General features: G+C 69.5%; 13 protein-coding genes and 1 tRNA gene. 10 read left to right on the forward strand and 4 right to left on the reverse strand.

Features of this window, described 5'->3' with window-relative positions; translation table 11 throughout:
* Positions 1 to 121 precede the first annotated feature (121 nt).
* Positions 122 to 1522, reverse strand: a complete 1401-nt coding sequence (locus H566_RS25925) for a (Fe-S)-binding protein (RefSeq protein WP_034412067.1) — start codon at positions 1520 to 1522, stop codon at positions 122 to 124.
* Positions 1523 to 1757: 235 nt separating this feature from the next.
* Here H566_RS25925 and H566_RS0116850 point away from each other — a divergent pair, with 235 nt between their 5' ends.
* From H566_RS0116850 to H566_RS0116860, 3 genes are all read left to right on the forward strand, one after another.
* Complete coding sequence (locus H566_RS0116850; protein WP_028312349.1) at positions 1758 to 2753, forward strand: LLM class flavin-dependent oxidoreductase; 996 nt, start codon at positions 1758 to 1760, stop codon at positions 2751 to 2753.
* 46 nt (positions 2754 to 2799) lie between these two features.
* The gene (gene pyrC / locus H566_RS0116855) at positions 2800 to 3861 is read left to right on the forward strand and encodes a dihydroorotase (RefSeq protein WP_028312350.1); all 1062 of its coding nucleotides are present in this window, start codon (positions 2800 to 2802) and stop codon (positions 3859 to 3861) included.
* 124 nt (positions 3862 to 3985) lie between these two features.
* The gene (locus tag H566_RS0116860) at positions 3986 to 4273 is read left to right on the forward strand and encodes a high-potential iron-sulfur protein (protein WP_028312351.1); all 288 of its coding nucleotides are present in this window, start codon (positions 3986 to 3988) and stop codon (positions 4271 to 4273) included.
* Positions 4274 to 4424: 151 nt separating this feature from the next.
* On the opposite strand, the gene H566_RS0116865 is transcribed toward H566_RS0116860, so the two are convergent.
* Positions 4425 to 4500 (reverse strand) — tRNA-Phe (locus H566_RS0116865).
* 146 nt (positions 4501 to 4646) lie between these two features.
* Here H566_RS0116865 and H566_RS0116870 point away from each other — a divergent pair.
* The 5 genes from H566_RS0116870 to H566_RS0116890 all read left to right on the forward strand — a co-directional run bounded on the left by H566_RS0116870 (position 4647) and on the right by H566_RS0116890 (position 10196).
* On the forward strand, positions 4647 to 5855 hold the full coding sequence (locus H566_RS0116870; RefSeq protein ID WP_028312352.1) for an FAD-dependent monooxygenase: 1209 nt from the start codon (positions 4647 to 4649) through the stop codon (positions 5853 to 5855).
* 19 nt (positions 5856 to 5874) lie between these two features.
* Positions 5875 to 6693: a DsbC family protein gene (locus H566_RS25930; protein WP_084545221.1), complete on the forward strand. Its 819-nt coding sequence runs from the start codon at positions 5875 to 5877 to the stop codon at positions 6691 to 6693.
* 282 nt (positions 6694 to 6975) lie between these two features.
* Positions 6976 to 7524 (forward strand): GbsR/MarR family transcriptional regulator, encoded by a 549-nt coding sequence (locus H566_RS0116880; RefSeq protein WP_028312353.1) that lies wholly within the window; start codon positions 6976 to 6978, stop codon positions 7522 to 7524.
* Positions 7525 to 7791: 267 nt separating this feature from the next.
* A complete protein-coding gene (locus H566_RS25935) occupies positions 7792 to 9150 on the forward strand; it encodes a cytochrome ubiquinol oxidase subunit I (RefSeq protein WP_034412068.1) in 1359 nt (452 codons plus the stop codon).
* Entirely contained in the window at positions 9147 to 10196 is a 1050-nt protein-coding gene (locus H566_RS0116890) for a cytochrome d ubiquinol oxidase subunit II (protein ID WP_028312354.1), read from the forward strand. The genes H566_RS25935 and H566_RS0116890 overlap by 4 nt, the downstream gene beginning before the upstream one ends.
* Positions 10197 to 11031: 835 nt before the next feature.
* On the opposite strand, the gene mltA is transcribed toward H566_RS0116890, so the two are convergent.
* The gene (gene mltA / locus H566_RS25940; protein WP_051378911.1) at positions 11032 to 12357 is read right to left on the reverse strand and encodes a murein transglycosylase A; all 1326 of its coding nucleotides are present in this window, start codon (positions 12355 to 12357) and stop codon (positions 11032 to 11034) included.
* Positions 12358 to 12412: 55 nt separating this feature from the next.
* Between mltA and H566_RS29505 the strand changes: the two genes are divergently transcribed.
* Positions 12413 to 12718, forward strand: coding sequence for a hypothetical protein (locus H566_RS29505; protein WP_169732547.1), 306 nt, complete (start codon positions 12413 to 12415; stop codon positions 12716 to 12718).
* Between the two features lie 3 nt (positions 12719 to 12721).
* Here the strand turns inward: H566_RS29505 and apaG are convergent, their stop codons facing one another.
* The gene (gene apaG / locus H566_RS0116905; protein ID WP_028312355.1) at positions 12722 to 13102 is read right to left on the reverse strand and encodes a Co2+/Mg2+ efflux protein ApaG; all 381 of its coding nucleotides are present in this window, start codon (positions 13100 to 13102) and stop codon (positions 12722 to 12724) included.
* A 108-nt stretch (positions 13103 to 13210) separates the two neighbouring features.
* On the opposite strand from apaG, the gene rpe reads away from it, so the two are divergent.
* On the forward strand, positions 13211 to 13930 hold the full coding sequence (gene rpe / locus H566_RS0116910) for a ribulose-phosphate 3-epimerase (protein WP_028312356.1): 720 nt from the start codon (positions 13211 to 13213) through the stop codon (positions 13928 to 13930).
* The last annotated feature ends 129 nt before the right edge of the window (positions 13931 to 14059 follow it).

Below are 14059 nucleotides of genomic sequence, written 5' to 3' on the forward strand. Positions count from 1 at the left end.
AGCGCGGCGTTTTGCATCGAGGGGCGCGTTCCTTCATCGACGCCGTGGTCCGGGGCGCACCGACCCGATGCGAGGGCCGGCACCGGGGCGCGCGGGTTCTGCCGGCGCCCGCGCCGCGCGGTCAGTCGAGCGCCGCTGCAAGCGTGTGCACGAAGTGCCGCGCCTCGCGTTTCGCGCCGTCGGCGATCTGGCTGCGGCAGCTCGTGCCGTTGGCGATCACCTCGGTGGCGGCGTCGCAGGCGCGCACGGCGGGCAGCAGCGCGAGTTCGCCCATCTTCATCGACACCTCGTAGTGCTCGGCCTCGTAGCCGAAGCTGCCGGCCATGCCGCAGCAGCTCGATTCGATGAACTCGACCTTGAGATTGGGCACGAGGCCCAGCACCTTGCGCATCGCCTTCATCGCGCCGAAGGCCTTCTGGTGGCAATGGCCGTGCACGACGGCGTTGCGCTCGGGCAGGTCGGCGCGGAAGGGAATCTTCAGGCGCTTGCCGTCGTGCTCGCGGGCGAGGAATTCCTCCAGCAGCCAGGCGCTCTTGGCGACCTTCTGGGCGCGCGCGCCGAAGCCCATCTGCTGGTACTCGTCGCGCAGCATGACGAGACAGCTCGGCTCCAGCCCGAGCACCGGCAGGCCGCGCTCGACCATCGGCTCCAGCGCGTCGAGCATGCGCGTGGCGTGTTCCTTCGCGCGCTCGATGAAGCCGCCCGAATGCGCGGTGCGGCCGCAGCACAGCGGCGCGCCACCGTCGAGCGCGCGCGCGATGTGCACGACGTAGCCGGCCTTGGTCAGCAGCTTGACGGCGGCGTCGGCGGTGGACGGGTCGAGCTGGTTGGTGAAGCTGTCCACCAGCAGCACGACCTCGCGCAGCGTCGGCGCGGCGGCAGGCGTGGCGGCCGCGTCGGGAGCCACCGGCGCCACGGCCGGCGCATACACCGAGGGCGAGCGATCGAGGAAGGCCGTCGGCGCGAGGCGCGGCAGCGGCCGCCTGGCCGAGATGCCGTAACGGCTTTCGATGAAGGCCGCGACGGCCGGCAGCTTTTCGCGCAGCGTCAGCGCGAGACCGGGCAACGGACCGAGCCTGCGTGCCTTCGCCGCCATGTCCGGGAAGTTGGCGAACCATTGGTCGCGCGCCGAGGCCGGCTCATGCTCGCGGCGCTGGGCCAACGCCTCGGTGCGCAGCGCGGCCATGTCGACGCCGTTCGGGCATTCGCGCTTGCAGCCCTTGCAGCCGACGCACAGGTCCATCGCCTCGGCCACCTGGGGCGCCATGAACGGGTCGGGGCCGTATTCGCCGTCGAGGGCGGCGCGTAGCGCGGCGGCGCGCGCCTGGGTGGAATGGGCGACGTCCATCGTCGCGCGAAAGCTCGGGCACATCAGGCCCTTGGGCGCCGTGCCCTGGCATTGCCGGGCGCCGATGCAGACGGCCGTGGCCTTGGCGTAGTCGCCGCCGGTGGCGGGGATGTGGGCGTAGGCGTCGCCCTGGCCATAGCTTTCGTAGGCCGACCAGTCGAGATGGGTGCGCACTTTTCTGTAGCTCTCGGAGGATGTTTCGGTCCACGGATGCAAGAGGGGTGCCGAAGGGTTTTGTCGGCTTTGTCGCGTGGCAAAGCTCTTGCAGAACAGTCGGGAAATCCGGCGCCGCGGGCTGCCGGTTCAGCGGCCCGGCCGACGCGCGCGATGCGCGCGGGCCGGTCCGCCGAACCGCCGCGACGCGCTGGCGCCGGGCCGTCCTTCTCACCCACCACGTTCGACACGAGCCATGACGACGCCCCCACCCCGCATCGGCTATCTCTGCCTCTGCGAAAACCCGACGGCCGAAGCCGGTCGCGCGCTGATCCGCCAGTTCGTCCTCGTGCGCGAGGCCGACCGCATGGGCTTCGACGACATCTGGATCGGCGAGCAGCATTTCGACGACGTGTGGCCGACGGGCGCCTCGATCGCGCTGCTCGGCCATCTGACCGGCGTGACGAGCAAGGCGCGCATCGGCTCGGCGGCGCTGCTTGCGGGGCTGCGCGATCCGGTCGCGCTGGCCGAGGATGTCGCCACGCTCGACCTGCTCAGCAAGGGCCGGCTCAATCTCGGCGTCGGCCGGGGCGCGCCCTTCGGGCTCGTGGGCAAGCACTTCGGGCTGGACGCGGCGACGGTCGAATCGCGCATGTTCGAGGCGCTCGAACTGATGCGGAAGCTCCATGCCGAGACCGACGTGAGCTGGAGCGGCAAGCACTTCAGCACCACCGACCTCACGCTCGTGCCGCGCCCGCCCAAGCCGATCCCGGTGTGGATCGCGGCCGGCGGCGAGGCCAACATCATCGAGGCGGCAAAGCTCGGTCACGGCCTCATGGCCGGCGCGACCTGGACCGTGGCGCGGCTCAAGAAGGCGGTCGCGCTCTACCGCGAGCACTCGGGCGGCGCCGATCCCCAGCTCATCGTGCCGCGCTTCTGCATGACGGCCGCGACGCGCGAGGAGGCGGTCGCGGTCGCCGAGCCCTATCTCGCCGCGCTGGCCGAGCGCCTGGGCGCGGCCGGCGTCAACGCCGACCCGGCGCAGTCGCTCGCGCTCGACCCGGCCGCGCTGCTGGAGATGTCGATCGTCGGCAGCCACGAGCAGGTCGCCGCGCGCATCAAGGCGCTCAACGAGGAACTGGGCGGCGTGTACAGCGTGCCGCTCATCCCCACGAGCGGGCAGTTCGACACCGTCAAGCACTGCCTCGCCGACCTGGTGGACGAGGTGCGCAAGCTGCTGATGGACGACTGAGGTCGCGGCGGCGGGCGGCGCTGTCGGCCCGCCTAGAATCGCGGCCATGACCACCACCGCCACTCCCGCCGCCACGCCTTCGTCGATCACCCTGCGCCGCCCCGACGACTGGCATCTCCACCTGCGCGACGGCGCCGCGCTCGCGGCCGTGCTGCCGCACACCGCGCGCCAGTTCGCGCGCGCGATCGTCATGCCCAACCTCAAGCCGCCGGTGACGACCACCGCGCTGGCCGCCGACTACCGCGAGCGCATCCTCGCCGCGCTGCCCGCCGGCATGAGTTTCGAGCCGCTCATGACGCTCTACCTCACCGACAACACCACGCCCGACGAGATCCGCCGCGCCAAGGCTTCGGGCTTCGTGCATGCGGTCAAGCTGTATCCGGCCGGCGCCACCACCAATTCCGACGCCGGCGTGACCGACCTCGTTAGGTGCGATGCCACGCTCGAAGCGATGCAGGAAGTCGGCATGCCGCTGTGCGTGCACGGCGAGGTCGCCGATCCCAGCGTTGACGTGTTCGACCGGGAAGCGGTGTTCATCGACCGGCACTTCATTCCGCTGCGCCAGCGCTTTCCGGGGCTGAAGGTGATCTTCGAGCACATCACCACGCGCGACGCGGCCCAGTACGTGGCCGAGGCCGACGATCTGGTGGCCGCGACCATCACGCCGCAGCACCTGCTCTACAACCGCAACGCGATCTTCACCGGCGGCGTGCGGCCGCACTGGTACTGCCTGCCGATCCTCAAGCGCGAGACGCATCGTCAGGCGCTCGTGGCCGCGGCAACCTCGGGGAACAGGAAATTCTTTCTGGGCACCGACTCGGCGCCGCATGCCAGGGGCGCCAAGGAAGCGGCCTGCGGCTGTGCCGGTTGCTACAGCGCGCTACATGCGGTGGAGCTTTATGCAACGGCTTTCGAGCAGGCCGGCGCGCTCGACAAGCTCGAACCGTTCGCCAGCGAATTCGGGGCGGATTTCTACGGGCTGCCTCGGAACGAGGGCTCGCTTACCCTTGTCCGCGAGCCTTTCGAGGTGCCCGCATCAGTCGCGTATGACCGCGATCAACTCGTGCCGCTGGCCGCCGGGACTGTCCTGAATTGGCACGTCGTCTGAGGCCAACGCCGTGTTGCACTGCGTCATGCACTGAACTTGGCGCTTCGATTAAGGTCCACCGCTCGCGCGCGGACGGCTGAAGCCGTCCAGCAGCGCGACGACCTGCCACCCCCAAAGGACTGTCATGAGCCAAACCGATCTGTCGCGTCGCCAAGTGTTCAAGATGGCCGGCGCCCTCGCCGCCATCCCCGTCATCGCCGTCTGCGGCTCGGCCCACGCCGCCAGCAACGCTGCCATGCGCAATGCGCTCAAGTACGTCGACCAACCGGGTCCGGATGGCAAGCACTGCGCGATCTGCATCCAGTTCGTGCCGGGCGCCAAGCCGACCGACAAGGGCGGCTGCAATGCCATCCCGGGCGACACCGAGATCAGCCCGAACGGCTACTGCGGCGCCTTCGTCCAGAAGAAGTGATCGCCGCCCGGCGCATGCCGGGTTGCATCATCGAACGGCCATTTCCGGCAACGGGATGGCCGTTCTGCTTTTCGGGGCTGTGGATCGCGATGCATTTCTCGCGCGCAAAGCAAAACGCCCGACCGGTGAGGGTCGGGCGTTTGCGGAATCTTGGTGGCCAGAGGCGGAATCGAACCACCGACACGCGGATTTTCAATCCGCTGCTCTACCAACTGAGCTATCTGGCCACGTCAACTGCTGAGCCAGCAATTATAGACAGGTTTTGGATAAATGCACGCACGAATTTCTGCCGGCTGAGGTTGCGGCACCACGAATGGCGCTTGAAATACGCGGTCTATGATGGCGCCCTCGCCAGCCAACAGCTCATCTCAACGTGAACAACGCCAGTTTCGATCTCGTCGTCGCCGGTCGCGGCGCGGCGGGTTGCTCCGTCGCCATCGGGGCGGCGCAGCTTGGTCTGTCGGTGCTGCTCGTGGGGCCCAAGCCGGCGCCGGTGCGCGAAACCTGGGATCTGCGCGTGTTCGCGATCTCGTCGGCGTCGATGCGGCTGCTGGAGCGTCTGCGCGTCGCCGGCCAGCTCGACCGCGAACGCATCGCGCCCGTGTACGACATGCTCGTCCACGGCGATGCAGCGCCCGGCAGGCTGCGCTTCTCGGCCTACGAGGCTTGCGTGAAGGAGCTGGCCCACATCATCGAGGGCCGCAATCTGCAACGCGCGCTGACACGCGGCTGCGAGATGAATCCGCGCATCGAGATCGTCGATGACGAAGTGACCGACGCCGCCATCGACGCCCGCGAGGCGCGCGTCACGCTGGCGCGGCGCGGCACGGTGAGCGCGAAGCTGCTGGTCGCGGCCGACGGTGCGCGCTCGAAGCTGCGCGACGCGGCCGGCCTGCGCGGCGAGATCCGGCCCTACGGCCATGCCGGCGTCGTGACCGACCTGCTCTGCGAACGCCCGCATGGCGATGCGGCGCGGCAATGGTTTCTCGGGCCGGAGGCGGGCGGCGCGATCCTCGCGCTGCTGCCGCTGCCGCCGGCCGGTCTGCCCGATGAGGGCGACGGCCCGTCGCGCCATGTGTCGATGGTGTTCTCGGTACCGGAGGCGCGCGCTGACGCGCTCGTCGCGATGGACGACGCCGCCATCGCCGCCGAGGTCGAGGCCGCCTGCGGCTCGGCGCTCGGCCGCATGCGCGTGCTGACGCGCCCGGCCGCCTTCCCGCTGCGCTTCATGCACGGCTCGCCGGTCGTGGCGCCGCGCATCGCGCTGGTGGGCGACGCCGCCCACCTCATGCATCCGCTCGCCGGCCAGGGCCTGAATGCCGGCCTGCTCGACGTGGCGGCGCTGCTCGACGCGCTCGCGGCGCGCGAGCCGATGCGCGATCTCGGCGACCTCAAGCTGCTGCGCCGCTATCCGCGCGCGCGCCGCGAAGACCTCGCCCTCATGCTCAACACGACCGACGCGCTCCAGCGCCTGTTCACCACGACCGATCCGCTGCTCGGCCTCCTGCGTAATGCCGGCATGGATCTGCTCGACCGTATCGGGCCGGTCAAGAACCGCCTCATCCGCCACGCGCTCGGCTGAAGCGCCCCGAAGGAATCTCATGAAATTCAACGTCCCCAAGGCTGCGCTCGCGGCCCTCGCCGCCGCGGTCGCCCTGGCCGTCGGTGCCACCGCAGTCGCGATCGACAAGCCGGCGGACAAGCCCGCCGACAAGCCGGTTGCCGCCAGGCCCGCCGCGAAGCCGGCCGATCCCGCCACCGCCGCCACCATTGCCGCGATCCGCGCCAAGCTCGGCGAACGCCTCGGCACCAGCGCGCCGCCGATCGGCGACATCCGCAAGCTGCCCCAGGCCGATCTGTGGGAAGTCCAGCTCGGCGACGAGCTCGCCTACACGGACAGCAATGCCGAGCTGCTGCTCGTCGGCGCGGTGTTCGAGACCCGCACGCGCAAGAACCTCACGCAGACGCGCATGGACGAGCTCACGCAGGTCGCTTTCAAGGACCTGCCGCTCGACCTCGCGAGCAAGAGCGTGCACGGCAAGGGCGAGCGTGTGCTGGCGGTGTTCGTCGATCCGAACTGTGGCTATTGCAAGCGCTTCGAGGCCGCGCTGAAGGCGACCGACAACCTCACGCTCTACCGCTTCTACTACCCGGTACTGGGCGAGGACTCGGTCACCAAATCGCGCCTGCTCTGGTGCGCGCCGCAGCGCGAAAAGGCCTGGCAGGACTGGATGCTCGAAGGCAAGGCGCCCGAAGGGAAGGGCGATTGCGAGAATCCGGTCGATCGCACTGTCGCGCTCGGCAAGAAGCTGCGCGTGACCGGCACGCCCACGCTCATCCTTGCCGACGGCAAGCGCATCCCTGGCGCGATCGACGCCAACGCGCTTGAAACCGCGCTCCAGCAGGCCGGCAAGCGCTGATCCGCTCTTGGCTCCGGCAAGAACGACGGCGCTTCGGCGCCGTTTTTCTTTTGAAGTCGTCGGCGCTTTTCCTTGATCCGGCGACGCGACGCGGGGGCTGATTTGCCGGCGCGGTGGGCGCCGCGTCGCGCCGACCATCGTCCGCGCCACAAAGCACTTGCCACCGGACTTTGATCGCATGCAATAATTTCAGTAATTTCTGAAATTACAGGAGAGGCGCATGCGCGAGCGCAATGACATCGACGGCCCGGCCTTCGTCCGCCGGCCCGCGGGAGTCCGCGCATGACCCCGCTCGTCCAGCGCTTCGTCATGCACTTCGGCGAGATGGGCAGCCGCTGGGGCATCAACCGCACGGTCGGGCAGATGTACGCGCTGCTCTTCCTCTCGCCGCAGCCGCTCAACGCCGACCAGATCGCCGAGGAACTCGGCTTCTCGCGCTCGAACGTGAGCATGGGTCTCAAGGAGCTGACGAGCTGGCGGCTCGTCAAGTTGTCGCATCTGCCGGGCGACCGGCGCGAGTACTTTTCGGCACCCGAGGACGTGTGGACCATCTTCCGCACCCTGGCCGAGGAACGCCGCCGACGCGAGGTCGACCCCACGCTGTCGATGCTGCGCGACGCGGTGCTCGAAGAGCCGGGCGGCGAGGATGACCGCCATGCCCAGGCCCGCATGCGCGAGATGCACGACTTCATCGAGCTGCTCATGGGCTGGTTCGACGACGTGAACAGACTGGAGCCGGCCACGCTCGAAAAGCTCATGAAGCTCGGCACCGGCGTGGTCAGGCTGCTTGAAATGAAGGACCGGCTGACGCTCGGACGCGGCAGCGGCTGACCGCCCGCCACGTCGCGCGCCGTCAGCATCGGCGCTGACCCACGGCCCGTCCCGCGCCGCGAAGCGGGACCCAAAGCACCAGCACCTTCGCCCCGACGGGGGCGAGGGCGGCGCTCGGCCTGCCGGAACGGGCCGCGGCGCGACGGCCGCCGTCAGCAACGGCGGAATCCGCGCCAGACGCGGAACCACGCAGCACCGATCCGCGCGCAATGCACGCGCGGGCAGGGCAGTCGAGACCAACCTCCACGCACCCAGAGGCGCAAGGCAATGGACGCATTCCTCCTGTCGCGGATCCAGTTCGCGGCCAACATCACCTTCCACATCCTGTTCCCGTCGATATCGATCGCGCTGGGCTGGATGCTGCTGTTCTTCAAGCTGCGCTACAACGCGACCGGCGCCGAGAAGTGGAATCTCGCCTACCGCTTCTGGGTCAAGGTCTTCGCGCTCACCTTCGCCGTCGGCGTGGTGAGCGGCGTGACGATGAGCTTCCAGTTCGGCACCAATTGGCCGGGCTTCATGAACACGGTCGGCAACATCGCCGGGCCGCTGCTCGGCTACGAGGTGCTCACCGCCTTCTTCCTGGAGGCGACCTTCCTGAGTGTGATGCTGTTCGGCCAGCAGCGCGTCGGCGCGAAGATGCATACGGCGGCCACCTTTCTCGTGGCCGGCGGCACCACGCTGAGCGCGTTCTGGATCATCGCGCTCAACTCGTGGATGCAGACGCCGCAGGGCTTCGAGATGCGCGACGGCGTCGCCCATGTGACGAGCTGGATCGAAGTCATCTTCAACCCGTCGATGCCCTACCGGCTCACGCACATGCTGCTCGCGTCGGGGCTGACGATGGCCTTCCTCGTCGCCGGCGTGTCGGCCTATCGCTGGCTGCGCGGCGACCGCGTGGACGAGGTGCGCGCCACGCTGCGCACGGCGGCCACGCTCGCCGCCATCCTTATTCCGCTGCAGATCGTCGCCGGCGACATGCACGGCCTCAACACGCTGCATCACCAGCCGGCCAAGATCGCCGCGATGGAAGGCATCTGGACGACCGAGACGCGCGTGCCGGCGGTGCTGTTCGCCCTTCCCGACGAAGCCACGCGCAGCAACCGCTACGAGGTCGCCATTCCCGGCCTGGCCTCGCTCTACCTCGGCCACGACTGGGATGCCGAAATCCAGGGCCTCGACCGGTTCGAAGGCAAGCATCCGCCGGTGGCGCCGGTGTTCTTCGCCTTCCGGATCATGGTCGGCGCGGGGCTGCTGATGCTCGCGCTGTCCTGGGCCGGCGCGTGGCAGATGCGCGGCGGCCGCGAGATGAAGCCGTGGCTTGCGCGCGGCTTCGTTGCCTGCACCTTCCTCGGCTGGATCGCGCTTGTGGCCGGCTGGTACACGACCGAGATCGGCCGCCAGCCCTGGCTCGTGACGGGCGTGCTCACCGCCGCCGACGCGGCCACGCAGATCGCGCCGGTCAACGTCGCCTTCACGCTCGCGATGTACGTGGCGCTCTACCTCGCGCTCATCGTCGCCTACGTGTCGGTGGTGTTCTTCATGGCCGGCAAGGCGCGCCAGCTCGCCAATCAACCCGACGACCCACGCATCGCCACCGGCGGCGAACCGGCAAGGAGCCACGCATGAACGACCTCATCCCCGCCGGCCTCACCGGCGACGCCCTCTGGCTGCCCGTCGTCTTCCTCGCGCTGATGGGCTTCGCGATCCTCGCCTACGTCATCCTCGACGGCTACGACCTCGGCGTCGGCCTGCTCATGAGCCGCGCCGGCGACGACGACAAGGACGTGATGGTCTCGACCATCGGCCCGTTCTGGGACGCGAACGAAACCTGGCTGGTACTCGGCATCGGCCTCCTGCTCATCGCCTTCCCGAACGCGCACGGCGCCATCCTCCAGGCGCTCTACCTGCCGGTGGCGCTGATGCTGTTCGGGCTGATCCTGCGCGGCGTCGCCTTCGACTTCCGCGTCAAGGCGCGCGACCACCACAAGCCGCTGTGGAACCGGCTGTTCTTCGCCGGCTCGCTGATCGCGTCGCTGACCCAGGGCGTGATGCTCGGCCGGCTGGTGACGGGCTTCGTGCCGAGCCTCGTGAACGACGTGTTCAGTCTCGCGATCGGCTTCTGTCTCGCGGCGGGCTACGGGCTGCTCGGCGCGGGCTGGCTGCTCATCAAGACCGAGGGGCCGTTGCAGGCGCGCGCGGTGCGCTGGGCCCAGGTCTGTCTGGTACTGACGGCGCTGGGCGTGGCGGCGGTGTCGATCGCGACGCCGATCGTCAGCGCGCGCATCTTCGAGAAGTGGTTCTCGCTGCCGAACATCCTCTTCCTCGCGCCGATTCCGCTGCTGACGGCGGCGCTCTTTCTGGCGTGCTGGCTGTTCCTGCGCCGGCTCGGACACGACGCCGACGAAGGCAATGCGCGCGGGCTGGAGCGCTGGTGCTGGGCGCCGTTCGCCTGCACGGTGGGCATCTTCGTGCTTAGCTTCAACGGGCTGGCGGTGAGCCTCTTCCCCTATCTCGTGATCGACCGGATGACAATCTGGCAGGTGGCGGCGGCGTCGGAGAGTCTGTGGTTCGTGCTGGCGGGGGCGGCGGTGGTGCTGCCGGCGATCCTGGTCTACACGGCGTTCGTGTACCGGGTGTTCCGGGGGAAGACTCGGGCGCTCAGCTACTACTGACTTCGAGGTTCGTTCGGCTGGTTGGTTGGCAGCGGCGCCGGGCGCGAGGGCGGTGCCGCGCGGCCGACTGGCGCACCCGCCGCCGGGGCGGCGGGTTCCCTCGCGGAGCCTTGCGGCTTGCAAGCCGCAAGGCTCCGCAGCCTTTTCCGCCTACGCCCTTCGGTAGCTCGCGGGTCGGCTTGCCAACTCGGCTTTGCTGCGCAAAGCCTCAAACAGGCAAGCCTGAACGGCCTATGGCCGTTCCCCCGCGCCTACCTCGTTCGCTCGGTGCGCCAGACGGCCGCGCGGCACCACCCTCGCGCCCGGCGCCTCGTGAAGGTTCGAAGGCACCGGGTGCTGCGCGAAGGCTGTGCACCGTGGAAACGATCAGACGGTTCGAGCAGCAATCCGCACGCAAGCGGCAATCCGCGCTCGTGCGGCAGGGCGTGCCCAAGCGGCAAGCATGTTGGAGCGACCACGCATGCTCGGGCGGCAACTCCCGCTCCCGCAGCAGCGCATGCTCGGGCAGCAACCTTTGCTCATGCGGCAGTGCCTGCCGAAGCACCCACGCAGCTCGCCCCTTCCCAGCCGCGCGCAGCGCGGCCATGTCCCTCAAGGCAGTGGAAGGCGTCGGGTGGGGCTGGCGGTGGCGGGCGGATGTCGCAGGCGCCGAGCGCAGGAGGTAGACGACGGTGAGCCGCGCAGCGGCTCAGGGCTGGCTGTTTGAGGGAGGCGCAGCCGACCGAGTTGCCAGCCCGGCCGTCGGGCTACCGAACGGAGCGAAGGGGAGCCGCGCCGTCCAGGCGCGGCCGCCAGCGTCATCCGTCCGCCACCGCCAGCCCCACCCGACGCCGTATCACCGCCGCGCGGCTTCGTTGGGGAGCAGCGCCCACATCTCGGCCTTCTGCTTCATCCGCCCGGCCAGCTCGCCCGCCGCCGCGCCCGAGCCGAAGTACACATCCGCCCGCACGCCGCCCTTGATCGCGCTGCCCGTGTCCTGCGCCAGCACCAGCCGCCGCAGCGGCACCGGCGAATTCGGCTGGGTGGTCGAGAGCCAGACCGGCACGCCGAGCGGGATCGAGCGCGGATCGACCGCGATCGAGCGCTCGGCCGTCAGCGGCACCGCGAGCGCGCCGACCGGCCCGATGCGCTCGTCGCCGTCATCCGGCAGCTCGCGGAAGAAGATGTAGCTCGGGTTCTGCGCCAGCAGCTCGTCCACCTTGGACGGATTGGCGCGCGCCCAGGCCTGGATGCCCTGCATCGATGCTTCCTCCAGCTTCATCTGCCCGTGGTCGACGAGCCAGCGGCCGATCGACCGGTAGGGATGGCCGTTGGTATCCGCATAGCCGAGCCGCATCGCGCGCCCGTCGGTGAGCCTGATGCGGCCCGAGCCCTGCACCTGCAGGAAGAAGGCCTCGATCGGGTCCTCCACCCACACGATCGCCTTGCCCACGAGCGCGCCGGCGCCCGCGCCGGTCATGAGTTCGGCGCGCGTCCAGTAGGGGATGAGCAGCTTGCGGCCGTCAGCCAAGGTGCTGAGGCGGCCGCGCAGGCGCAGGCCCTTGAGCGTGTCCTTCAGGTCGGGCTGGCTGTCGCCGAGGTCGATGCCGATGAGGTCGTCGGGCGGCGCGTACAGCGGCACGCCGAAGCGGGCGCTGCGGGTGCGCGAGGCGGTCAGCATCGGCTCGTAGTAGCCGGTGGCGAGGCCGGTGGTGCCGGCGTCGGCGTTGCGGATGCGCCAGGGCGTGAAGTGCTCGCTGAAGTAGCGGCGCACGGCGGTCTTGTCGCTGGCGTCGATGCGGGCGGCGCCGGCGCAGGCCGTGGCCCATTCGGCGCGGCCGCGCAGGGCGCCGCAAGTGCGCTGGAGCGCGGGCCAGGCTTCGCGCGGATCGTCGTCGTCCCAGCCGGGCAGGTCAGCGAAGCGGGCCGGGACCATCGCTGGTGTGACGAGCGAGGCGGGCGCGCCGGGCGCGGGGCGCGGGGCGGGTGATGGCTTTGCGGGTCGGGTCGGCGTGCCGGCGGGGGTGGGCGAAGGCGTGCCGGGCTCGGCGGCGGGCGCGGGTTCGGCACCGGCGGGGCCGGGTTCGACCGGCAGGCCGTCGGGCGGGCCGCCGGCGCTCTGCGTCGCGCAACCGGCGACGAACAGCGCGCCCGCGAGGGCGAGTAGCGCTCTGGCGCTCACGCCCGCGCCCGAAGTCGAGGCCGGGCCGGCGCGCCCGTCATCAAGGTTTCGAGGGTTGTCGGCGACTCGCGGCGCGGCCGGCGCGGTGGCAGGCTGGGCGCTGCCTGCATTCGATGCGCGCAGGGCGGCAGCGATGGCGCGAAGGCGCATCCGGATTCTTGCTGCGGGGGAAATCATGTGGCTGATGCTGGTCGAAGCGCTGTTCGCGCTCGGACTGTTGATGTTCATCGTCTGGTGGACGATGGCAACGCCGCGCGAAACCGAAAGCGGCGTGCATGAGGTGGAAGCTGGCAATTTCGAGATTTCGCCGCCGATGGACCGCGATACCGAACCGGACCGCGATCCGCGGCGCGAGGGCTGAGCCTCAGTGCAGCGCGTGCGGCGCCGCGAGGGTGAACATCGGGATCGGTGCCGAGAACTGCGTGCCGTCCTCGGCGGTGAAGTAGTACTCGCCGTGCATCGAACCGGTCGGCGTGCTGATCGCGGTGCCGCTCGTGTACTCGAAGGTCTCGCCTGGCGCGAGCAATGGTTGCTGGCCCACGACGCCGAGGCCGCGCACCTCCTCCACATCGCCGTTGGCATCGGTGATGACCCAGTGCCGCGAGATGAGCTGGGCTGGAACGCTGCCGGCATTGCGCATGCGAACCGTGTAGGTCCAGGCGTGTTGACCGCGCTCGGCGCCGCTCTGCTCGGGCAGGTAGCGCGTCACGACCGTGATATCGACTTCGTAGCGGGGCTTATCCATGGCGCAATAGGGTAACGCGTGGTATGGGCGATCGGCGGCGGTTTTCGGGGCCCGGCTTAGAATCCGCCGCCCGACCGCCATCGTCACCGTACTAGAAGCGAGAAATCCATGAGCCACGAGCGTACCTTCCGGATCGCCCCGTCCATTCTTTCGGCCGATTTTGCGCGGCTCGGCGACGAGGTGAAGGCGGTGATCGACGGGGGGGCGGATTTCATCCACTTCGACGTGATGGACAACCATTACGTCCCCAACCTGACCTTCGGGCCGATGATCTGCCAGGCGGTCAAGCCCTATTGCAAGAAGGCTGACGGCACGCCGGTGCCGCTGGACGTGCATCTGATGGTCGAGCCGGTGGACGAGCTGGCGACGCAGTTCGCCAAGGCGGGCGCCGACTACATCACCTTCCATCCCGACGCGAGCAAGCATGTGGATCGCACGATCCAGCTCATCCGCAGCCTCGGCTGCAAGCCCGGCCTGGTGTTCAACCCGGCCACGCCGCTGAGCTGGCTGGAGTACACGCTGAAGAACATCGACATCGTGATGCTCATGTCGGTCAACCCGGGCTTCGGTGGCCAGAGCTTCATCGAAAGCACGATTTCGAAGCTGGGTTATGCGCGCTCGCTCATCGACGTGCAGGTGGCGATGGGCGGCAACCCGGTGCTGCTCGAAGTGGACGGCGGCGTGAAGACCGACAACATCCGCCGCATCGCCGAGGCGGGCGCCGACACGTTCGTGGCGGGCAGCGCGATCTTCGGCAAGCCGGATTACGCGGTGGTTGTGGCGCAGATGCGCGACGAGCTGGCGCTCGCCGGCGGCCGCGAGGTCTGAGCCGGCATCGGCTGTCCGTCGTCGCGCGGTGCCTCGTCGCGCGGTGCCTCGTCGCGTGGCGACGTCACTGCCGGTTCGCTGCGGCGTGGCATGCCGGGCAGTCGCGTCGCCGTCGCGTGGCGGATGCCG

Source organism: Derxia gummosa DSM 723 (assembly GCF_000482785.1).
Taxonomy (GTDB): Bacteria; Pseudomonadota; Gammaproteobacteria; order Burkholderiales; family Burkholderiaceae_E; genus Derxia; species Derxia gummosa.